General features: G+C 63.8%; 23 protein-coding genes and 1 tRNA gene. 8 read left to right on the top strand and 16 right to left on the bottom strand.

Going from position 1 to position 20457, the window contains the following annotated elements; genetic code table 11:
* Window positions 1–53 precede the first annotated feature (53 nt).
* Window positions 54–1415, bottom strand: coding sequence for a trigger factor (gene tig / locus IVB27_RS09970; RefSeq protein WP_247443284.1), 1362 nt, complete (start codon window positions 1413–1415; stop codon window positions 54–56).
* A gap of 173 nt (window positions 1416–1588) precedes the next feature.
* Window positions 1589–1673, bottom strand: a tRNA-Leu gene (locus IVB27_RS09965).
* A gap of 153 nt (window positions 1674–1826) precedes the next feature.
* On the opposite strand from IVB27_RS09965, the gene IVB27_RS09960 reads away from it, so the two are divergent.
* Window positions 1827–3131: a multicopper oxidase family protein gene (locus IVB27_RS09960; protein WP_247443300.1), complete on the top strand. Its 1305-nt coding sequence runs from the start codon at window positions 1827–1829 to the stop codon at window positions 3129–3131.
* A 7-nt stretch (window positions 3132–3138) separates the two neighbouring features.
* Here the strand turns inward: IVB27_RS09960 and IVB27_RS09955 are convergent, their stop codons facing one another.
* The 4 genes from IVB27_RS09955 to IVB27_RS09940 all read right to left on the bottom strand — a co-directional run bounded on the left by IVB27_RS09955 (window position 3139) and on the right by IVB27_RS09940 (window position 5697).
* Window positions 3139–3426, bottom strand: a complete 288-nt coding sequence (locus IVB27_RS09955) for an addiction module antidote protein (protein ID WP_211398060.1) — start codon at window positions 3424–3426, stop codon at window positions 3139–3141.
* A 1-nt stretch (window position 3427) separates the two neighbouring features.
* On the bottom strand, window positions 3428–3724 hold the full coding sequence (locus IVB27_RS09950; protein ID WP_247443281.1) for a type II toxin-antitoxin system RelE/ParE family toxin: 297 nt from the start codon (window positions 3722–3724) through the stop codon (window positions 3428–3430).
* Window positions 3725–3802: 78 nt separating this feature from the next.
* Window positions 3803–4198 (bottom strand): GNAT family N-acetyltransferase, encoded by a 396-nt coding sequence (locus IVB27_RS09945; protein ID WP_247443278.1) that lies wholly within the window; start codon window positions 4196–4198, stop codon window positions 3803–3805.
* Window positions 4198–5697, bottom strand: coding sequence for an NAD(P)H-hydrate dehydratase (locus tag IVB27_RS09940; protein WP_247443276.1), 1500 nt, complete (start codon window positions 5695–5697; stop codon window positions 4198–4200). Before IVB27_RS09940 ends, IVB27_RS09945 begins: the two co-directional genes overlap by 1 nt.
* A gap of 382 nt (window positions 5698–6079) precedes the next feature.
* Between IVB27_RS09940 and IVB27_RS09935 the strand changes: the two genes are divergently transcribed.
* Both IVB27_RS09935 and glnA read left to right on the top strand, forming a co-directional pair.
* On the top strand, window positions 6080–6418 hold the full coding sequence (locus tag IVB27_RS09935) for a P-II family nitrogen regulator (RefSeq protein ID WP_007603495.1): 339 nt from the start codon (window positions 6080–6082) through the stop codon (window positions 6416–6418).
* Between the two features lie 150 nt (window positions 6419–6568).
* The gene (glnA, locus tag IVB27_RS09930; RefSeq protein WP_247443273.1) at window positions 6569–7978 is read left to right on the top strand and encodes a type I glutamate--ammonia ligase; all 1410 of its coding nucleotides are present in this window, start codon (window positions 6569–6571) and stop codon (window positions 7976–7978) included.
* Window positions 7979–8055: 77 nt separating this feature from the next.
* On the opposite strand, the gene IVB27_RS09925 is transcribed toward glnA, so the two are convergent.
* From IVB27_RS09925 to IVB27_RS09910, 4 genes are all read right to left on the bottom strand, one after another.
* Window positions 8056–8814: a slipin family protein gene (locus IVB27_RS09925; RefSeq protein ID WP_456649665.1), complete on the bottom strand. Its 759-nt coding sequence runs from the start codon at window positions 8812–8814 to the stop codon at window positions 8056–8058.
* Complete coding sequence (locus tag IVB27_RS09920) at window positions 8814–10193, bottom strand: NfeD family protein (RefSeq protein ID WP_247349363.1); 1380 nt, start codon at window positions 10191–10193, stop codon at window positions 8814–8816. The genes IVB27_RS09925 and IVB27_RS09920 overlap by 1 nt, the downstream gene beginning before the upstream one ends.
* A gap of 242 nt (window positions 10194–10435) precedes the next feature.
* Entirely contained in the window at window positions 10436–11209 is a 774-nt protein-coding gene (locus tag IVB27_RS09915) for a gamma-glutamyl-gamma-aminobutyrate hydrolase family protein (protein WP_247443265.1), read from the bottom strand.
* A gap of 90 nt (window positions 11210–11299) precedes the next feature.
* The gene (locus IVB27_RS09910) at window positions 11300–12004 is read right to left on the bottom strand and encodes a hypothetical protein (RefSeq protein WP_247443263.1); all 705 of its coding nucleotides are present in this window, start codon (window positions 12002–12004) and stop codon (window positions 11300–11302) included.
* Between the two features lie 137 nt (window positions 12005–12141).
* Between IVB27_RS09910 and IVB27_RS09905 the strand changes: the two genes are divergently transcribed.
* The gene (locus IVB27_RS09905; protein ID WP_247443261.1) at window positions 12142–13275 is read left to right on the top strand and encodes an AI-2E family transporter; all 1134 of its coding nucleotides are present in this window, start codon (window positions 12142–12144) and stop codon (window positions 13273–13275) included.
* A gap of 6 nt (window positions 13276–13281) precedes the next feature.
* Here IVB27_RS09905 and IVB27_RS09900 read toward each other — a convergent pair whose 3' ends face one another.
* The 6 genes from IVB27_RS09900 to IVB27_RS09875 all read right to left on the bottom strand — a co-directional run bounded on the left by IVB27_RS09900 (window position 13282) and on the right by IVB27_RS09875 (window position 16968).
* Entirely contained in the window at window positions 13282–13578 is a 297-nt protein-coding gene (locus IVB27_RS09900; RefSeq protein WP_247443260.1) for an antibiotic biosynthesis monooxygenase family protein, read from the bottom strand.
* A 102-nt stretch (window positions 13579–13680) separates the two neighbouring features.
* Complete coding sequence (locus IVB27_RS09895) at window positions 13681–13917, bottom strand: hypothetical protein (RefSeq protein ID WP_247443256.1); 237 nt, start codon at window positions 13915–13917, stop codon at window positions 13681–13683.
* 56 nt (window positions 13918–13973) lie between these two features.
* Window positions 13974–15206, bottom strand: a complete 1233-nt coding sequence (locus IVB27_RS09890) for a GGDEF domain-containing protein (protein WP_247443247.1) — start codon at window positions 15204–15206, stop codon at window positions 13974–13976.
* Window positions 15207–15435: 229 nt separating this feature from the next.
* A complete protein-coding gene (gene rpsI, locus IVB27_RS09885) occupies window positions 15436–15915 on the bottom strand; it encodes a 30S ribosomal protein S9 (protein WP_247443245.1) in 480 nt (159 codons plus the stop codon).
* A 1-nt stretch (window position 15916) separates the two neighbouring features.
* Window positions 15917–16381, bottom strand: coding sequence for a 50S ribosomal protein L13 (gene rplM / locus IVB27_RS09880; RefSeq protein ID WP_247443243.1), 465 nt, complete (start codon window positions 16379–16381; stop codon window positions 15917–15919).
* A gap of 158 nt (window positions 16382–16539) precedes the next feature.
* Window positions 16540–16968 carry a PaaI family thioesterase gene (locus IVB27_RS09875; RefSeq protein WP_247443241.1) on the bottom strand — a complete coding sequence of 143 codons (429 nt, stop codon included), beginning with the start codon at window positions 16966–16968 and terminating at the stop codon, window positions 16540–16542.
* Window positions 16969–17054: 86 nt separating this feature from the next.
* On the opposite strand from IVB27_RS09875, the gene IVB27_RS09870 reads away from it, so the two are divergent.
* The 4 genes from IVB27_RS09870 (at window position 17055) to IVB27_RS09855 (ending at window position 20453) form a co-directional block, all read left to right on the top strand.
* A complete protein-coding gene (locus IVB27_RS09870; RefSeq protein ID WP_247349376.1) occupies window positions 17055–17879 on the top strand; it encodes an enoyl-CoA hydratase in 825 nt (274 codons plus the stop codon).
* Window positions 17880–17985: 106 nt separating this feature from the next.
* Window positions 17986–18570 (top strand): CoA-binding protein, encoded by a 585-nt coding sequence (locus IVB27_RS09865; protein WP_247349378.1) that lies wholly within the window; start codon window positions 17986–17988, stop codon window positions 18568–18570.
* A gap of 138 nt (window positions 18571–18708) precedes the next feature.
* Window positions 18709–19989, top strand: coding sequence for an O-acetylhomoserine aminocarboxypropyltransferase (locus IVB27_RS09860; protein WP_247443239.1), 1281 nt, complete (start codon window positions 18709–18711; stop codon window positions 19987–19989).
* A 119-nt stretch (window positions 19990–20108) separates the two neighbouring features.
* Window positions 20109–20453, top strand: coding sequence for a hypothetical protein (locus IVB27_RS09855; RefSeq protein ID WP_247349380.1), 345 nt, complete (start codon window positions 20109–20111; stop codon window positions 20451–20453).
* Window positions 20454–20457: the final 4 nt, after the last annotated feature.

The following is a 20457-nucleotide window of genomic DNA, read 5'->3' as shown; positions in this document are numbered from 1 at the left end:
TCTTCGCTGATCATCCTTAATGGAAGGCTCTATGGAGGGCCCTCCTGGAGCCTTCAGGCGGCGGTCTTTTCCGCCTCGTCGTCCTTGTAGAGGTCGTCGCGCGAGACCTTCTTCTCGGTCACCTTGGCGAGCTCGAGGATGAAGTCGACGACCTTGTCCTCATAGATCGGTGCACGAAGCTGGGCCAACGCTTGGGCGTTGCTGCGGTAATAGTCCCAGACTTCCTTCTCGCGGCCGGGCATCGAGCGCGCCCGCTCGATCACGGCGCGGCCGACCTCGTCGTCGGTCACGCTGATCTTGTTCTTCTCGCCGATCTCGGAGAGCACGAGGCCGAGCCGCACGCGGCGATCGGCGATCTTGCGGTACTCTTCCTTGGCGGCGTCTTCAGTGGTGTCCTCGTCGGCAAAGGTCTTGCCGGCGGAGTCCATCTCGGCTTTCACCGAGTTCCACATCAGATTGAACTCCTCGTCGACCAGCGAGGGCGGCGCCTCGAATCGATGCGCCTCGTCGAGGCGGTCGAGCAGCGCGCGCTTGACGCGCTGGCGCGTCGCGGTCGCGAACTCGGCGACCAGCCGCTCGCGCGCCGCTTCCTTCAGCTTGTCCAGCGATTCGAGGCCGAGCGTCTTGGCGAACTCGTCGTCGATCGCGAGATCCTGCGGCGCCTCGATCAGCGTCGCGGTGGTCTCGAACTCGGCCGGCTGGCCGGCGAGCTTGTCGTTCATATAGTTCTTGGGGAACGCCACCTTCAGCGTGCGGGTCTCGTTGGCGGCGATGCCGGTGAGCTGCTCCTCGAAGCCGGGGATGAAGGTGTTGGAGCCGATCACGACCTGGATGCCCTCGCCGGCGCCGCCCTCGAAGGCTTCGCCGTTGATGGTGCCCTTGAAAGCGATGGTGACGCGATCACCCGATTCGGCCTTGGCGCCCTCGGCCTTCGCGGCATAGCCGCGATTCGAATCGGCGACGCGCTTGATCGCCTCGTCGACGTCGGCGTCGGTGACTTCGGCGACGGGCTTCTCGACCTCGAAGGACTTGAAGTCGGCGAGCGCAATCGACGGCACTACCTCGATCGCAACCGTGTAGGTCAGATCGGTCTTGCCGTTGAGCAGCTCCTCGACCTCGGCCTGCTCGGTCGGCATGGTGATCTTCGGCTCGGTCGCAAGGCGGAAGCCGCGCTCGGAGAACAGCTGCGTGTTGGTGTCGCGGATGGTCTGGTCGATGGTCTCGGCCATCACCGAGCGGCCATAGACCTTCTTGAGGTGCGTGACCGGCACCTTGCCGGGACGGAAGCCATTGATTTTGACCTTGTCCTTGAGGTCGACGAGCTTGGCACCAGCCTTGGCGTCGAGATCAGACGCGGGAACGCTGATCTTGAACTCGTGCTTCAAACCTTCCGAGAGGGTTTCTGTGACCTGCATGGCGTCCAATCTTCTTCTCGTTCGGTCTCGGCGCGCATGCGTCGGGACGCTGTCATTAATCGATCCGGCGCGAGGCAAACGCCTCAACGCCGATGGTTCATCGGACCGGCTTCAGGCGGACAAACATCCGCGCGGGAGCAGGTCGCGTAATCCGTGCAAACGCTGAAAGCGCTTGGTGCGGGCGGAGGGACTCGAACCCCCACAACTTTCGTCACTGGAACCTAAATCCAGCGCGTCTACCAGTTCCGCCACGCCCGCGTAAATTTGCATCAAGACCGGCCGCGATGCCGCGGGCGGCGGGCTTATAACATGGGCCCGCCTGTTCGCAGCAAAAAAATGGCCGCTTGGCGGCACGCTTCAAGTAGGCACGGCGGCTGGACTTATCCACCGCGCCGTGGTCCGGATCGGCCCATGAAAACGCGGATCTTTGCCCTGACGAGGCGCGAGGTTTTGGCCAGCTTTGGAGCCTCGGCGGCCGGGCTGATGGTGGGCGGCGCAGGCCCACTCGTGACCACCCAGCTCGCCCTTCAGGCAAGGCCGACAACCCTGGCTCTGAGGCCGGGTCAACCGCCTACACCGATCTGGGAGCTGGCCGCCGTAAGCCACCTCGGGGACGTTCGTCTCAAGCGTGGCGACCGCTGCGAGGTGGTCTTCCGCAACGAGCTGCCTGTGCCGCTTGCACCAGTCTGGTACGGCCTCAATGGCCCGGCCGCGGCCGACCCGCTCCGCGGTCGCGCGCCGACTGCGCCGGACGCGACTGAAACATCAATCATTTCAATACCAAGCGCCGGAACCCTGCTGGCCGACTTCCGTTTCTTCGAAGACGGCCTGAAGCAGCCTGCGCGCCCGCTTCCGATCATCGCCGCCGAGACCAACCCGGTCGCCGTCGATCGTGACGTGGTCCTCTTGATCGAGGAATGGCGGCTGCGGCCGGATGGCACCGCGCTCCCCCCGGGCCGGGACCCCAAGGACACGACCCCGCTCTATACAATCAACGGGCGGACTTCATTCGAACTCTCAGCCGCGGCCAATGAACGGCTGCGGCTGCGCTTTATCAATGGCTCGCAACGTTCTGTTCTGGCGATCAAATTGGAAAGCCACGAGGTCCACGTGATCGCCCTCGACGGACAGCCGGCCGAGCCGTTTTCGGCACGCAGCGGCGCTCTCGTGCTGGCCCCGGGCGCACGCGCCGACGCCTTTGTCGATGCGGCCGCCTCGGCCTCATTCCTGCTGCATGACGGCAAGGAGGGGCGCCAGGTTGGCGGCCTCGTGATCTCGGGCAAGCAGGAACGGCGCGTGCCACTAGCGCCGCCACAGCCGCTCCCGTCAAATGACCTGCCTGACCGACTCGATCTGAAAGGCGCCCTGCGGTTCGATGTCGCGCTCGGCGCACCCGACGCCGGGTGGATACGGCCTGCTAATTTCTCGACGTCCTCTGCTCCTGCCTTCCGCGCCAAGGCCGGCCGCACCATCGTGCTGGCGCTGAAGAACCCCGGGCCGGTCGCATCCGTGTTCCACCTGCACGGCCACCATTTCCGCCTGCTCGACAAGCTCGACGACGGCTGGAAGCCCTATTGGCTCGACACGCTCGCGATCGAACCCGGCCAGACCCAGCGCATCGCATTCGCTGCGGCCTCCCCCGGGCGATGGCTGATCGAATCCGTCGCAACCGACTGGGCCGCACCGCGGCTGGTGCGCTGGTACGGGGTGGAGTGAGAGCCGGCTAGGTATGCGGCTTGGCCGTGAGCTCGATCCCAAGCGCCTTCATCACCGCGATTGTTGTCTTGAGAGTCGGATTGCCGTTTGTGCTGAACGAGCGATAGAGCTGCTCGCGAGAAAGGCCGGTGTCCTTGGCAATCTGCGTCATTCCCTTGGCCCGGGCGACAACACCAAGGGCATGCGCGATATAGGCCGCATCCTCGGTCTTGAAAGCTTCTTCCATGAACACGGCCATGGCCTCATCGGACTGAAGATCTTCAGCCGGATCATAGGTCGACAGCTTCTCGCCCATCTCATCCACTCCAGGTCTTGGCAAATCGCTTTGCCGTCTTGATGTCTTTCGCCTGCGTGCCCTTGTCGCCGCCACAAAGCAGAACGATGATTGTGTTGCCCCGCTTCTGAAAATAGACGCGATAGCCGGGGCCGTAATGAATACGCAGTTCACTGATCCCGTCGCCCACGGGCTCAGCATCGCCAGCATGCCCCTGCGCGAGCCGATCCAAGCGTGAAGCAATCAGCGCCCTGGCGCGCTCATCCCTGAGACGCAATCGCCACTTTCGAAACGTCTCAGTCTGCTTGAGTTCGATCACATGTAGTTTTTAGACTACAATGGACTGCAGATCAAGCCGATCGCGCGTCCAAAGATAGCGGGCGTCGGGTTCTTTCTCCTAGTTTCCGGCCCCGTCGGTCTGCTCGATCAGCGTGAACCCGCGCGTTTCATAGAAACGCCGCGCCAACGCGTTGCGCTGAAAGGTCCAGAGCTCCAGCCGTTCGCAGGCATGCTTGGCGACATCGAGGAGTTCGGTGCCGACGCCGCGCCCTTGAACAGCAGGAAGCACGTAAAGCTGCTCAATCCAGCCGTCACGGAAAGCGATGATCCCGCTCAGTACATCGCCGTCGAAGTGTCCGCACACGCGGCATGTCGCGAAGACACGCTCACGGTAGAACCAGCGGTCCTGGTCCGGCGTGTGCAGCCCAACGAGCCAGGGCATCGCATGGTCGAATGCGGCCCGGTGAACTCGCGCAGTCGCGCCCATATCGGTGAGCGCGAGTTGCCTGAGCATTAGTATTCGATCCCCAGCGCGTTATAGATTCGCCGGTGCACGGCCGGCAGCGTTTCGGTCAGGTCCTCCGCAATCAGCCCCGGCCCCGCTTCACTCCCGGCCTCGCCATGCATCCACACCGCGATGCTGGCGGCTTCGAATGCCGGCACGCCTTGCGCAAGGAGACCGGCGACGATGCCGGCGAGCACGTCGCCGGCGCCGGCGGTGGCGAGCGAGGGCGGCGCGTTGGCGGCGATAGTGGCGCGGCCGTCGGGCGCGGCGATCGTGGTGTCCGGGCCCTTCAGCAGTACGACCGCGCCGGAGCGCTCGGCGGCGGCGCGCACACGCTCGATCTTCGAGCGGCCCGGATATTTGTTGCTGAGGTCGGAGAACAGGCGTGGAAACTCGCCCTCGTGCGGCGTCAGCACCACCGCCTTGTCCTGCGAGGACCTGATCGATTCAAACAGCCGCTCGGGATTCGCGGCAAAGCTGGTCAGCGCATCCGCGTCGAGCACGAGATGCCGCTGTGCGTTAAGCGCCGTGTGGACGAAATCGCAGGTGCGATCGCCGATGCCCGCGCCGGGGCCGATCATGCAGGTGTTGTAACGCTTGTCGCCGAGGAGCTCGCCGAACTCGATCGCGGTGTCGACGGGGCGAACCATCACCGCGGTGAGCGCAGCCGCATTGATCGCGAGCGCATCACGCGGCGTGGCCAAGGTCACCAGGCCCGCGCCGGCGCGCAGCGCCCCGCGCGCGGCGAGCCGCGCCGCGCCGGTCGCAGCCATATCGCCGGAGACCGCGAGCACGTGACCACGGGCGTATTTGTGGCCGTCGATGCGCGGCACCGGAAAGGCCGCGCCCCAGAAATCCGGGTCGTTCTCGAAGATCTGCGGCGCGATCTCGTCCAGCACCTGCGCGTCGATGCCGATGTCGGCGACGCGCACGTGGCCGCAATGCATCCGCCCCGGCAGCAGCAGATGCGCCGGCTTCTTGCGAAAGAAGGTAACGGTCTCGGTGGCATTCACCGCCACACCCAGCACCGCGGCGCTGGTGCCGTTGATGCCGCTCGGCAAATCGACGGCGAGCACCGGCGCGCCATTGGCGTTGATCGCCTCGATCATCGCGCGCGCCTCGCCGTCGACCGGGCGGCTGAGGCCTGCGCCGAACAGCGCATCGATGATCAACGCGGGCCTGCCGATCGCCTGCGGATTGAACGGGAGCACCGGGTGCTTCCAGCCGCGCGCGGCGGAGGCCGCATCGCCCTGAAGCTGGTCGCGCTCGCACATCAGGATCACCGAGACCTCGCGGCCCTGGGCGGCGAGCTCGGCAGCTGCGACAAAACCGTCGCCGCCATTGTTGCCCGGGCCGGCGACGATCAGGATCGGCCCCTCCTCCACCAGCGCATTGGCGGCCTCCGTCACCGCCTGGCCCGCGCTGAGCATCAGCTTGAAACCAGGGGTGCCTGCCGCAATACTGAGCTGATCGGCGCGCTGCATTTCGGCGTTGGTTAGAACTTCCATGCCACTTCCCCGTCCAAACGCCTTTTCAACAGGCACGTTTCGTGCCGGCTCATCCGACGGAACAACGATCTGCACAGATATTGAACCGTTTGCCTATTTCGTAGTCTTCGGTATTTTGTGCCGGTCGGCGCCACCTATCAGGGCTGCACGTTAAAAGGCTGATAACGCTCCAATAATCAGGGCATTTGCAACTTGGCATAGACCCTGCTTTCGCGGAAGCCGCTTCGGTTCGTCGTGCTCACTGGCATATATCATGGTGTGGCCGGCCGTTGTTGCCGGACTGGTCAGGTTATTCCGGCATAGCGAAGACAAGATCGTGCGTTAAGAAAAGCGCATCCTGACGAAGACGTTGCTATTTGATCGACAGGCCGGGAGGCGCGCAGTGAAGAAAATCGAAGCCATCATCAAGCCATTCAAGCTCGACGAGGTGAAGGAAGCGCTTCAGGAAGTTGGCCTTCAGGGCATCACCGTCACGGAGGCCAAGGGCTTTGGCCGCCAGAAGGGCCACGCCGAGCTTTACCGCGGCGCAGAATATATCGTCGACTTCCTGCCCAAGGTGAAAATCGAGATCGTCATCGGCGACGATCTGGTTGAACGCGCCATCGACGCGATCCGCCGCGCCGCGCAAACCGGGCGCATCGGCGACGGCAAGATCTTCGTCTCCAACATCGAAGAGGCGATCCGCATCCGAACCGGCGAATCCGGGCTGGACGCTATCTGAGCCGGGTGCTATCCCGCATTTTGGCGACACTCTGACAAGAAATAGGCTGCTTCGGCGGCCTCGTTTTGTTTGTGCCTCGCGCGCCTCAAGAAGCGTGAACACGGTCGCTTGAAGTTTGGAAACCGACCCGCAGAGCCAAAAGGGGTATGCATGAAGACCGCCAAAGACGTCCTGAAATCGATCAAGGACAACGACGTCAAATACGTCGACCTGCGCTTCACCGATCCGCGCGGCAAGTGGCAGCACGTCACGTTCGACATCAGCATGATCGATGAAGAAATTTTCGCCGAAGGAACGATGTTCGACGGCTCCTCGATCGCCGGCTGGAAGGCGATCAACGAGTCCGACATGTGCCTGATGCCCGATCCGGTGACCGCGACGATCGATCCGTTCTTCGCCGAGACCACGATGGTCATTACCTGCGACGTGCTCGAGCCGACCACCGGCGAGCCCTACAACCGCGACCCCCGCGGCATCGCCAAGAAAGCGGAAGCCATGGTGAAGTCGATGGGCGTGGGCGACACCGTGTTCGTCGGGCCTGAAGCCGAGTTCTTCGTGTTCGACGACGTGCGCTTCTCCGCCAGCCCCTACAACACCGGCTTCCGTCTCGACTCCTCGGAGCTGCCGACCAATTCCGACACTGAATATGAAGGCGGCAATCTCGGCCACCGCGTCCGCACCAAGGGCGGCTACTTCCCCGTGCCGCCGCAGGATTCGGTGCAGGACATGCGCTCGGAGATGCTGGGCGCCATGGCCAAGATGGGCGTGAAGGTCGAAAAGCATCACCACGAGGTCGCTTCCGCCCAGCACGAGCTCGGCATGAAGTTCGACACGCTGACGCTGATGGCCGACCACATGCAGATCTACAAATACTGCATCCACCAGGTCGCGCATATCTACGGCAAGACCGCCACCTTCATGCCGAAGCCGGTCTTCGGCGACAACGGCTCGGGCATGCACGTGCACCAGTCGATCTGGAAGGACGGCAAACCGGTGTTCGCCGGCAACAAATACGCCGACCTGTCGGAGACCTGCCTCCACTACATCGGCGGCATCATCAAGCACGCCAAGGCGATCAACGCCTTCACCAACCCGTCGACCAACTCCTACAAGCGTCTGGTCCCGGGCTATGAGGCCCCCGTGCTGCTCGCCTATTCCGCGCGCAACCGCTCGGCCTCCTGCCGCATCCCCTACACGGCGAACCCGAAGGCCAAGCGCGTCGAGGTGCGTTTCCCCGATCCGCTCGCCAATCCCTATCTCGGCTTCGCCGCGATGCTGATGGCCGGCCTCGACGGCATCAAGAACAAGATCGATCCGGGTCCGGCGATGGACAAGGATCTCTACGATCTGCCGAAGGAAGAGCTCAAGCAGATCCCGACGGTGTGCGGCAGCTTGCGCGAGGCGCTCGAAAACCTCGACAAGGACCGCGCCTTCCTCAAGGCCGGCGGCGTGTTCGACGACGACTTCATCGACGCCTATATCGAGCTGAAGATGACCGAGGTCGCCCGCTTCGAAATGACCCCGCATCCGGTCGAGTTCGAGATGTACTATTCGGGCTAACGGGCTCGAACTCTATGCGATAAGCAAAAGGCGCCCCGCGAGGGCGCCTTTTCGTTTGAGAGCGTAGGACCTTCCAGCTACGGGTTCTCGCGCCGCGGCATCAAATGATCGAGCAGGCCGATTGGCAGTGGAAATACGACGGTCGACGACCGCTCGCCCGCGATGTCGTGCAGAGCCGCGAAGTAACGCAGCTGCATCGCCTGCGGCTCCTGCGCGAGAATCCGGCCGGCCTCGACGAGCTTTTCGGCGGCCTGCTGTTCGCCCATCGCGTTGATCACCTTCGCGCGCCGCAACCGTTCCGCCTCCGCCTGTTTGGCAATCGCGCGCACCATGGTTTCGTTGAGATCGACGTCCTTGATCTCGATTCCGGTGACCTTGATGCCCCAGACGTCGGTCTGCTTGTCCAGTATCTCCTGGATGTCGGCGTTCAACCTGTCGCGTTCGGCCAGCATCTCGTCGAGCTCGTGCTTGCCGAGCACCGAACGGAGCGTGGTCTGGGCGAGCTGACTGGTCGCGGCCATGTAATCACCGACCTTGATGATGGCGCGCTCGGGATCGACGATGCGGAAGTAGAGAACGGCATTGACCTTGACCGAGACGTTGTCGCGCGAAATCACATCTTGGGGCGGCACGACCTGCACCATTACCCTGAGGTCGACCTTGACCAGCTGCTGCACAATCGGAATGAGGATGATGAGGCCGGGCCCCTTCACCCCGGTGAAGCGCCCGAGCGTGAAGATAACGCCGCGTTCGTATTCCCTGAGGATGCGAACGGCCTGGGTGAGAAACATGATGACGATCAGCGCAAGCACTGCGTAAATCGAATATTCAAACATCAGAGTTGACCTCCCTCGCTCACAGCGCCCGGACGCCGGACCACCAGCGTCAGGTCGACGATATTGGCGACCTCGACCCTCTCGCCGGGCTTGAAGGTGTCAGTGCCGCGCGCTTGCCAGCGTTCGCCGTGCGTAAAGACGTGCCCCTCTTTCTCGTTCCAATCGAGGACCTCGGCGGCCAGGCCTCGCATCGCTTGCGCACCGACCCGTGGCGGACCGCGGCGAGCGCGCCGAAGCGCGCCGAGCACGACCAGAACGAAACCAGTGAACATCGCCGCGACGACGGCGATGACCGACCACGATAGCCGGTAGCCCGGCGCTTCGACCCTGACCAGCATGATGGCACCCAGCACGAAGGCGACGACGCCTCCAAGGCCGATCACGACGGTCGGATTGAACGCCTCGATGGCAAGGAGCGCGATCCCGACCAGCATCAAGCCGAGGCCGGCATAATTGATCGGCAGCAAATTGAGGGCGTAGAGACCGAGCAGCAGGCAGATCGACCCGACCACTCCCGGAGCGACTGCACCGGGGGACATGAACTCGAAGATCAGGCCGTAGATGCCGACCATCAGGAGAATGAACGAGACGTTGGGATCGGTGATGACCGCCAGGAATCGGGAGATCCACCCGGGATCGACGGCTTCGATGACGGCGTTCTGCGTTGCCAGGCGTTGCGTCTTGCCGCCCGCAACCTCGACGTCGCGACCATCGATTTGCCTGAGCAGATCGGCCGGATCGCGCGCGACAAGGTCGATGGCGTGCGCCTGCAACGCGCCGTTGGCGGACAGGGTGGCGGCCTCACGGACCGCCTTCTCGGCCCAATCGGCATTGCGGCCGCGCAGTTCGGCGAGGCTGCGGATAAAGGCGACGGCATCGTTCGTCACCTTCGCCGTCATCGCGTCTTTCGGTTCGTCCTTCTTGTCCTTGCCGTCCTTGTCGGGCGTGCCACTCGGCAGGCCTGGAAGCGGTCCGCCAATCTGCACCGGCGTCGCGGCACCGATATTGGTGCCTGGCGCCATCGCTGCGATATGGGTCGCATACAGGATATATGTCCCGGCGCTCGCCGCATGGGCGCCTGCCGGCGCGACGTAGCCGATCACAGGAACGGACGAGGCGAGCACATCTGCGATGATCTCGCGCATGCTGGAGTTGAGACCGCCGGGGGTGTTCATTCGAAGAATCACGATCTCGGCGCGTCGTTCGCCTGCCTTGACCAACGCCTCTTTCAGATAGCTTGCCGATGCCGGGCCAATGGCTCCCCCGATCGTGACAGTGATTGCAAGAGGACGATTCTCCTCCGCTGAGCCGGGAAGGAGATAAAAAAGACAAGCGACGATGCCGATTGTCGCAACGAGGGCCGCCTTCATGGTCTGCACGGCAAGGGCTCCCTTGCCAAAGATATGGTGTTCCTCTCCCAAACCTCAATGTGGTGGCTTGTCGTCCGCGGTTGCGATTGTGCGATGCAATGGACGGGATCGAACTGCGGCAACCCGTGGCAGGCATGTGGAGCTCAGCAACGCGCTTCGACTTGAGATGCAAATTGTCAGGATTTGCGTCGCTGCGCTCGCAACGATGGGGCGGAATGCGCTCGCGTTAGAGCTTCCGACACCGCGTTCAACTACGCCGCCGCGCGCTGGCGTTCGACTATGGCTTCGCCAAACGCCTCGAACAGTTTTCGGTTGATCGGATTGCACTGCGGGTCGTATTCGGCGTGCCATTGCACCCCGAGCGCAAAGGTCGGCGCTTCCGCGATGCGAATGGCCTCGATGGTGCCGTCCTCGGCGACACCCTCGATCAGCACCCGTTTGCCGGGATCGAGGATGCCCTGGCCGTGCAGCGAATTGACCCTGATCTTCTCGCAGCCGAGCAGCGTTGCGAACGCGCCTCCGGGCGTCAGATCGACGTCGTGACGGTCGGCGAACACGACGGTCGGATCGGGATGGATCTCGCCGTTTTCGAGCCTCGGCATGCGGTGGTTCATGCGGCCCGGGATTTCGCGGATCTCGGGGTGCAGCGAGCCGCCGAAGGCGACGTTCATCTCCTGCAGGCCCCGGCAAATGCCGAACAGCGGGATGCCGCGGGACACACAGGCGATGGACAGCGCCAGCGCCACCTCATCACGGTGAATGTCGTAGGGCTCGTGCCGTTCACACGGATCGACATTGAAGCGGGTCGGATGGACGTTAGCCCGGGCGCCGGTGAGCACGATCCCGTCGACCACATCGAGCAGCGCGCCGAGATCGGTGATGTCGGGTGCTCCCGCAAACATCACCGGCAAGCCGCCGGAAACCTCGGCCACCGCACGCAAATTGCGTTCGCCGACCATCTGGACCTGAAATCGATTTTCGACGCGATGGGCGTTCCCGATCACGCCGACGACCGGCTTTCTCATCTCCCGTTCCGACCTCTCCAGTAAGAAGATTCTCCAAACATGCCCTTGGGGTGGAACAAATTCAACAGAAGGCTTCGCGGGACGGCAATGCTATTTTCGCGCAAATGCCTCCCGGGCCTCGATCTCGCCGCCGACGGGCAGGCCGGCGGACTTCCCTGCGGTGGCCGCCGCCTCGCCCTGTGCAGCCAGCCAGGGCAGTTTTGCCTCGATTCCGCGCGTCACGGGCTCCCCGAGCACGCCCCCGAAATCCATCGGCCAGAATCCGTTGGGCACCACCTCGGCGGTGAGGCCGCGGATCGAGTAGCCGTCGCCCAGCACCGCCTCCGCATTGTCGGCGGCAACAAGGCGCGCGGTATTTGGCTCCATGGGATCGCCAAAGCTCACGAGCACGGGAATGAGGTCGCCCTGCACCGGAACGGTGCCGGTCTGCCGGTTGATATCGCTAAACGAGACGCGGTTGCCGCGCGCGGCGCCATAGGCGCGGAGCGCGACGTAGTTGATGTCATCGAGGTCGAGCTTGCCGCCCTGCTGATGTGCCAGCAATGCCACCAGGTTCTTGCCCCGACCGAGGTCGGCGAAGACCGCCTCCCCGCGCATCGTAGTGTGGCCGCCGCGGTTATAGTTGCGGTCGGGCACGACGGCCAGAATGCCGGATGCGGTCTTGATCCCGTCAGGCGTCGTCATCTCGACCGTGAGGCGAAATTTGTGCCCGGGCCGGTTGATCCGGATCTGATCGCCGATCACGAGCACGGCCAGAAGCCCAAGCAGACCGGCCCATTTGCTGATGAAACTCAAGCGTCCCCCACCTGTTCTTTCCTCATCGCTCTGCGCCGTTCGCGCGGCAGCGTCAAACCAGCGCGTTGCCGCGGTCTTGATCGGAAGCGCGTTTGCCGAAAGAGTGCCCCGCCCTCCGCCCTCGAAAAGGACCCGAAGTGACCATTCCCAGAGATGAACGGCCCCGGCCCCGCAACGATCTGGCCTGGTCGATCTCGGTCGGGGGCATCGGCATCGTGCTGTTCGCAGCAATGCTGGTGTTCAGCTGGTATTTTGCCACCACCCTGCTCCTGATCTTCACCGGCATGCTGCTCGGCGTTGGCCTCAACGCGCTGACCAACGCGCTTGGGCGGCGCGTTCACCTGCCCCATGCGGTCCGGCTCGCGATCGTCTGCACCGCGCTGGCCGTAATGCTCGCGGGCGTCGGCTATCTCGGCGGCGCTACCATCGCCGACCAGGCTTCGGTGCTGAGCAAGACCATCAAGTCGCAGATCACGAACGTAAAGTCCTTCCTCGACAACCACGGCATCGACACCAGCGTGTTCGATCTCGGCAATGCCGGACCCGCCGCCTCCACCGACGCTGGCTCGACGTCCGCCCCCAGTTCCGCCCCGCATGGATTGCCGAGCGGTGCCGGCGCGCTCGCCTCGAGCGGCGGGGCGATCGTCAGCCAGACCTTTAAGCTGCTGCTCGGCACGATCAACGCCGTCGGCAACATCTTCATCGTGCTGTTTCTTGGGCTCGCCTTCGCCGCCCAGCCCAGCGTCTATCACGATGGCTTGTTATTTCTTGCACCGGCGAAGCATCGCACTCGCGTGGCCTTGATCATCGACCGCATCGGCGAGACGCTGGAGCGCTGGCTGATCGCGCAGATCGTCGTGATGCTTGCGGTCGGGGTCGTGACCTGGATCGGGCTTGCCGTCATCGGCATTCCCGGCTCGTTCATCCTGGGAATCCAGGCGGGCCTGCTGGCCTTCATCCCGACCGTCGGCGCCATCATTGCCGGGGTCGTCGTGGTGCTGGCGAGCCTCGCCTCGGGCTGGATCCCGGCGCTGTCGGCCTTCATCCTCTTCCTGGGCGTGCACGCCATGGAGAGCTATTTGCTGACGCCGATCCTCCAGCGCCAGGCACTGGACATCCCGCCGGCCACGCTATTCGCGTTCCAGATCCTGCTCGGCGTTGTGTTCGGAATCTGGGGCTTGGCGCTGGCGTTGCCACTGGTTGCCATCGCCAAGGTCATGATCGATCATTTCAAAGCGTATGAGGCGCCGCCTTTGGCGGAGGCGGCCTGACCGGCATCAGGCTGTGAGCACGGTCTCGGTGTGCTCGACCTCCGGGGGCGACGCAAAATACTGGCCGACGAGGCCGCGCCATTCGGTGAAATTCTCCGAGCCGCGGAAGTCGACGGTGTGGCTTTCCAGCGTCTCCCATTTCACCATCAGCCGGTAACGCTGCGGCTTCTCGATCGACTTGTGCAGCTCAAAACCATGAAAACCCTTGGAGCGGCCGAAAGCGGCCTTGGCCTTGGCGACGGCGGCCTCAAAGTCCTTCTCGCTGCCCGGCTTGACGTCGATTTGCGCGATCTCGGTGATCATCTGTTTCCACCCATTTTCGTTCGATGGGCGTGTCTAGCGCAGCCGGCGGCAAAGAAAAAGGCGCCGAAACGGCGCCCTGCCCGGTCCAAAAATGCAGACCACTCAGGCGAGCAGCAGAGCGGTGCCCGCCACCATGAGCGCACAACCGGCGAACAGCGCGAGCGGCCAGTAGTTGCGGCCTTGCGCATAGCGCCCCTGGGCGCGGCGCGCGCTGATCAGCGCGCGCTCGTATTCATCCGCGGTAGAGAAGAGGCAGGCGAAACCGCCGCGTGCCGAGGCCGCTCGGGCTTCGAGCGACATCAGGGCAGCCTGCGGGTTCTGTCGACGGATCGATTCCATGACCGCAATGTTAGGGATCGAATGGTAAACAGGGGCTTACCCCAGGCCTCCTTTGCCTAGGCTGTCGCCGGCTGCGTCTCGGATTGGGTCTTGGGCAGGCCGATCCGCGCGGCGCTCTGGCGGCGCCAGTTCTCCAGCGACAGTGGCAGTTCCTCCGCCGCCTCGACGCGGTTACGGCCGCCGCGCTTGGCCTGGTAGAGCGCGGTGTCGGCCGAGGCCAGCAAGATCTCGAGCTCGGTGCCGGCCGGACCGCCGGCGACGCCTATGCTGACTGTGGTGTCGACCGGGCCTTCATCGACCACAACGCCGGAGGTCTCGAACGCCTCGCGCACGCGCTCGGCGACCAGCACGCCCTCCTCCAGCGAACAGGGCAAGAGGGCAGCAAACTCCTCGCCGCCGATCCGGCCCGACATGTCGGTGATGCGAAGATTGCTGACGACGACGGTCGAGAACAGTTTCAGCATCTCGTCGCCGGCGGGATGGCCGAAGCGGTCGTTGATCGACTTGAAATGATCGATGTCGAAGATCATCACGGTGACGGGACGGCCGGCCTTGGCCTCGCGCTCGATCACGCGTCCGCAGGCTTCCGAGAAGCCGCGGCGGTTGAGCATGCCGGTCAGCGGGTCTGTGGAGGCGGCAGTCCGGTGCGCCGTGACCGTGCGCTCGGACACCAGCATGAAGATCACGAACACGGTGCCGACGGCATAAAGCACGAGCTCGACCGCGAACACGGTGACCCAGATGCTGCCGGAGAAGCCGGCATCGTTCGGACGCAGGAAACTTCCGAGCAGGATCGGCAGCATCAAGGCGCAGCCGTGCATCACCGGGACCACGAAGGCCGGCCAGCGCCGTTGCAGGCTCTTGCGCCGCTCGACCCAGAGCTCGCTCGCGGTCAGCGCCGCATAGACCGAGACGATGCCGGCGCCCGCGATCATGCGCAGCATGGACGCCGTGGGATCGAGCAGCGTAGCGGCAGCGGCCCAGGCGAGCGCGCCGACCAGGAGACCCGGCCAGTTCGGCTTGCGGCCGTGGAAGACGCGCGCCGCATTCCACACCATGCCGCAGGCGACGAAGCCGACCGCGTTCAGCGCGAGGTAAAGATGCGGGCCGAGCTTTTCGCCGGCCGCAGTCCACAGCGCGACCGATGCGGCGCCGAGGAGATACGCGGTGCCCCACCATTTCAACGCAGGGCTGTTCTCCTGCCTGCCGAAAAACACCATCATGGCGCCGAGCAGTGCGGCAATCATGGTGGCGACCAAATAGAGCGTGATGCTATCGAGCGACGTCATGTCGGCCCCCTTCTAGACATAGCAGTTACGCGATCGGCTCAGCCGATTTGCGCGCCCTTCCAGATGCGACGCTATGTCTCGCGCCTTCCATTCAGGTTTTTATCCAGACCCAACTTTTCAGGAAACACGCCATCAATTTGCATACAAACGAACAGCAAAAAGGGCGCTGAAATCAGCGCCCTTTTGCATCTCATTGAAGCCGCTTTCGCGGCGAATGTGACCGAAGCGATTAACGCTTCGAGAACTGGAAGGACCGGCGGGCCTTGGCCTTGCCGTACTTCTTGCGCTCGACCACGCGGGAGTCGCGGGTGAGGAAGCCGCCCTTCTTGAGCACGGTGCGCAGCTCCGGCTCGAAATAGGTCAGCGCCTTGGAGATACCATGACGCACCGCACCGGCCTGTCCGGACAGACCGCCGCCGGCGACCGTGCAGATCACGTCGTACTGGCCGGAACGCGCGGCCACGGAGAAGGGCTGCTCGATCATCATGCGCAGCACGGGACGGGCGAAATAGACCTCGACCTCGCGCGCGTTGACCGTGACCTTGCCGGCGCCCGGCTTGATCCAGACGCGGGCGACCGCGTCCTTGCGCTTGCCGGTGGCATAGGCGCGGTTGAACTTGTCGACCTTCTTCTCGTGCTTGGGCGCGTCGGGCGAGGCCGCCGTCTTGAGCTGCGAGAGCTGGTCGAGCGACTGGATGGATTCGGCCATGTTATGCGGCCCTCGTGTTCTTGCGGTTCAACTTGGCGATGTCGATCTTCTCGGGCGTCTGCGCCTCGTGCGGATGATCGGCGCCGCCATAGACGCGGAGGTTGCCCATCTGGACGCGACCGAGCGGACCACGGGGGATCATGCGCTCGATGGCCTTCTCGAGCACGCGCTCGGGATGCTTGCCCTCGAGGATCTGGCGCGCGGTGCGCTCCTTGATGTGGCCGACATAGCCGGTGTGCTTGTAGTAGGTCTTCTGCTCGCGCTTGCGACCGGTGAGGACCGCATGCTGCGCGTTGATGATGATGATGTTGTCGCCGCAATCAACGTGCGGGGTGTAGGTCGGGAGGTGCTTGCCGCGCAGGCGCATGGCGACGATGGTGGCGAGACGGCCGACGACCAGACCCTTGGCGTCGATCAGTACCCACTTCTTCGTCACCTCAGCCGGCTTTGCCGAAAAGGTTTTCATGTCAAAGTTTCCGTGAACGGGGAGCATCGGCGCGAACACCGCACCGGACTGAGCGGTTTTCTAGAGAACAGAGGCGCCATGGTCAATGCCCAAAGGCGCAATTTAAATGTTCAATATCAACGGGTTAAAAATATGGTATCGAGATACCCGCGAAAAGCTCAAGCATTTGGAATGGAATAGGTTGAGGTGACATGGGCAATCGGATCGGGCGAAGTGCCGGACAACAGGTTCACCTCGCCGACCGCCAGCCGCTTGCCGAGCTTGAGCAGCCGCGCCTCCGCCAGCACGTCCTGCCCGGGCTGACCCTTGCGCAGGAAGTTGATGTTGAGATTGGTGGTCACGGCGAGCCCGATCGGCCCGATCGCGGACAGCAGCACCACGTACATCGCGAAATCGGCGAGTGCCATCAGCGTCGGGCCGGACACGGTTCCACCCGGCCGCAGCATCCTTTCGCTGTAGCGCTGACGCAAAAGGCAGGCTTGGCCGTCCGCGCTCTCGATCGTGATGTCGTCGCCGCTGAAGGCCTGAGGAAACTCGTTGCGGAGAAACTGCTCGAGATCCGCCACGCTCATTTTCGCTAACGCCATGCTACCCCTCACCCTCGCTTCACGTCCCCTGTTACATTAAGTTATCTGCGTCATCCAATCGCAATAATCCAACCGGAAACGCTTCGATGTCCGTCCAGGCCGCCCGCGCCCCCTCCCCGCAACCGCCGATCCTGCTGCGCGAGACCATAGGTCCCATCGCGGTCCTGACCCTCAACCGCCCGGCCGCCCGCAACAGCCTCTCGGAGGCGATGATCGCAAGCCTGCATGCCGAGCTCAATGAGATCCGCGACGACAAGGCTGTCCGCGGCGTCGTGATCGCGGCCAATGGTCCCGCCTTCTCCGCCGGCCACGACATGAAAGAGCTGACCGCGCGCCGCGACGACCCCGATCGCGGCCGTGCCTTCTTCGCCGAGATGATGACCGCTTGTAGCGCGATGATGCAGGCGATCGTACACCTGCCCAAGCCCGTGGTCGCATCCGTCCAGGGCATCGCGACCGCCGCCGGCTGCCAGCTCGTGGCGAGTTGCGATCTCGCGATCGCCTCGGAAGCTGCGAGCTTCGCCACCCCCGGCGTCGACATCGGCCTGTTCTGCTCGACGCCGATGGTGGCGCTGTCGCGCAACGTGCCGCGCAAGCAGGCGATGGAGATGCTGCTGACGGGAGAGCCGATCCCGGCTGCACGCGCCCGCGAGATCGGACTCGTCAATCGTGTCGTCGCCGTTGGCACCGAGCGCGAGGCCGCGATCGCGCTGGCCGAACAGGTCGCGCTGAAATCCGCCTACACCGTCAAGCTCGGCAAGGAGGCGTTCTACCGCCAGGCCGAGATGAGCCTTGCGGACGCCTACCGCTATGCGGCAGAGGTGATGACCGAGAACATGATGGCGCGCGACGCCGAGGAAGGCATCGGCGCTTTCATCGAGAAGCGCACGCCGACATGGCGGGACGAGTGAAATTCGTCATTGCGAGCGAAGCGAAGCAATCCAGGATATCTCCGCGGTGACAGTCTGGATTGCTTCGTCGCTTCGCTCCTCGCAATGACAGCAAGAAGAAGAGCCAATGAACCACGACAGCTATCCCGACAACTACATCCGGGGCATCCTCAACGGCGTGAAGTCGATCGCGATGGTCGGCGCCTCGCCGGTCAACGTGCGACCGAGCTATTTCGCGTTCAAATATCTGGCCCAGCGCGGCTACGACATGATTCCGGTCAATCCCGGCCATGTCGGCAAGGAGCTGCTCGGAAAGCCCTTCGTCGCCTCGCTGTCCGACATCGGGCGCCCCATCGACATGATCGACATTTTCCGCAACTCCAGCCACATCATGCCGGTGGTCGAGGAAGCCCTCACACTCGATCCGCTGCCGACGGTGATCTGGATGCAGCTTGGCGCTCGCGACGATGCGGCGGCGCTGAAGGCGGAATCGGTCGGTATCAAGGTGGTGATGAACCGCTGCCCCAAGATCGAATATGGCCGTCTGTCCTCGGAGATCTCCTGGATGGGCGTCAATTCGCGCACGCTGAGTTCCAAGCGCCCCCCGGCACCGACGCAGGGGATGCGCTTATCCCTCAATCGGATGAGTGTCGGCGGTGGCGAGACCGCGGCATCGGATCGCGCCGCCAAAAACAAGACCGAGCAAAGCTGACGCAATTGCGACGGGTTCATTTCGCGAACGCGACAATGCGTAGCACGATCATTCTGATATGAAGCGCCGCCTTGACGCCAGCCGCGGCGCCAATCAGCATACCGCGCGATTTCAGACCACGAGAACAGGACGCCCTCAATGAGCGATCGCCTTCCGGGATTTTCGACCCTCGCCGTGCATGCCGGTGCACAGCCCGATCCCACCACCGGTGCGCGCGCGACTCCGATTTATCAAACCACATCCTTTGTCTTCAACGACGCCGACCACGCCGCCTCGCTGTTCGGCCTGCAGGCGTTCGGCAACATCTATACCCGCATCGGCAATCCCACCAATGCGGTGCTGGAAGAACGCGTCGCGGCGCTCGAAGGCGGCACGGCCGCGCTTGCTGTGGCCTCGGGCCATGCCGCGCAGGTCGTGGTGCTGCAGCAATTGCTCCAGCCCGGCGACGAGTTCATCGCCGCGCGAAAGCTCTATGGCGGCTCGATCAACCAGTTCACGCATGCGTTCCAGAGCTTTGGCTGGAACGTGGTGTGGGCCGATCCCGACGACATCGCGAGCTTCGAGCGCGCGGTCACGCCGCGCACGAAAGCGATCTTCATCGAGTCCATCGCCAATCCCGCCGGCAGCATCACCGACATCGAGGCGGTCTCGACGGTGGCGCGCAAGGCGGGCGTACCGCTGATCGTCGACAACACGCTGGCCTCGCCCTATCTGATCCGGCCGATTGATCACGGTGCCGACATCGTCGTGCACTCGCTGACGAAGTTTCTGGGCGGCCACGGCAATTCGATCGGTGGCATCATCGTCGATGCCGGCACCTTCGACTGGTCGACCGGCGGCAAATATCCGATGCTGGCGGAGCCGCGGCCCGAATATCACGGCATCCGGCTCCAGGAGACGTTCGGCAATTTCGCCTTCGCGATCGCCTGCCGCGTGCTCGGCCTGCGCGACCTCGGCCCCGCGCTGTCGCCGTTCAATGCCTTCATGATCCTCACCGGCATCGAGACGCTGCCGCTGCGCATGCAGAAGCACTGCGACAATGCGAAGGCGGTCGCCGAATTCCTCGCCGGCCATCCGGCGGTGGCCTCGGTGAACTATGCGGGGCTTGCAAGCGACAAGTACAACCAGCTTGCGCGCAAATACGCGCCGAAGGGCGCCGGCGCCGTGTTCACCTTCGGCCTGAAGGGCGGCTACGACGCAGGCGTCAGCCTGGTGTCGAAGTTGCAGCTGTTCTCGCATCTGGCCAATGTCGGCGACACCCGCTCGCTCGTCATCCATCCGGCCTCGACCACGCACAGCCAGCTCGACGACGCCGCCAAGGTCAAGTCCGGCGCCGGCCCCGACGTGGTGCGGCTCTCGATCGGCATCGAGGACAAGGAAGACTTGATCGCCGATCTGGAACAGGCGCTGGGCGCGTAGCTTTCTCGGTCATTCCGGGGCGCTTGGGTGCGTCCCGGAAGACGGCCTCCGTTAACAGTCATTAACCATATCTGCCGCATACATCGTCACTGGATCGCCCCTTTGATTCGGAGCCGACGATGCTGCGCTGGATGGTGCCTGCCCTTGCGGCGATGCTGACGGTCTCAGCTGCGATTGCCGCCGATTTGCCGGCCACGCCGAAACGGCGGCCCGCCGCTCCGCCGCAGGAGCCGCCGCAGGTCTATGTCGAGACGGATCCGGATGCGCTGATCTCGCCGGCCTATGGCATCGGCAGCTACATCCGCAACCTGCCGGGTACGCCACTGCTGCCGGGCTCCCACACGCTGCCGGGCTATTACGGCCGCCCGTGGGATTACGATTATCAGGGCCCGTATTACGGCGGGAAGCAGGTCGATTATTTCTGGCGCTTGCCCTACTCGTGCGGCATCTACGGCTATTGCTGATCAG

The sequence above is a fragment of the Bradyrhizobium sp. 197 genome (assembly GCF_023073375.1).
Classification (GTDB): domain Bacteria; phylum Pseudomonadota; class Alphaproteobacteria; order Rhizobiales; family Xanthobacteraceae; genus Bradyrhizobium.
Note: the sequence above shows the minus strand (reverse complement) of the source record. Positions and strands in the feature narration are given on the sequence as shown.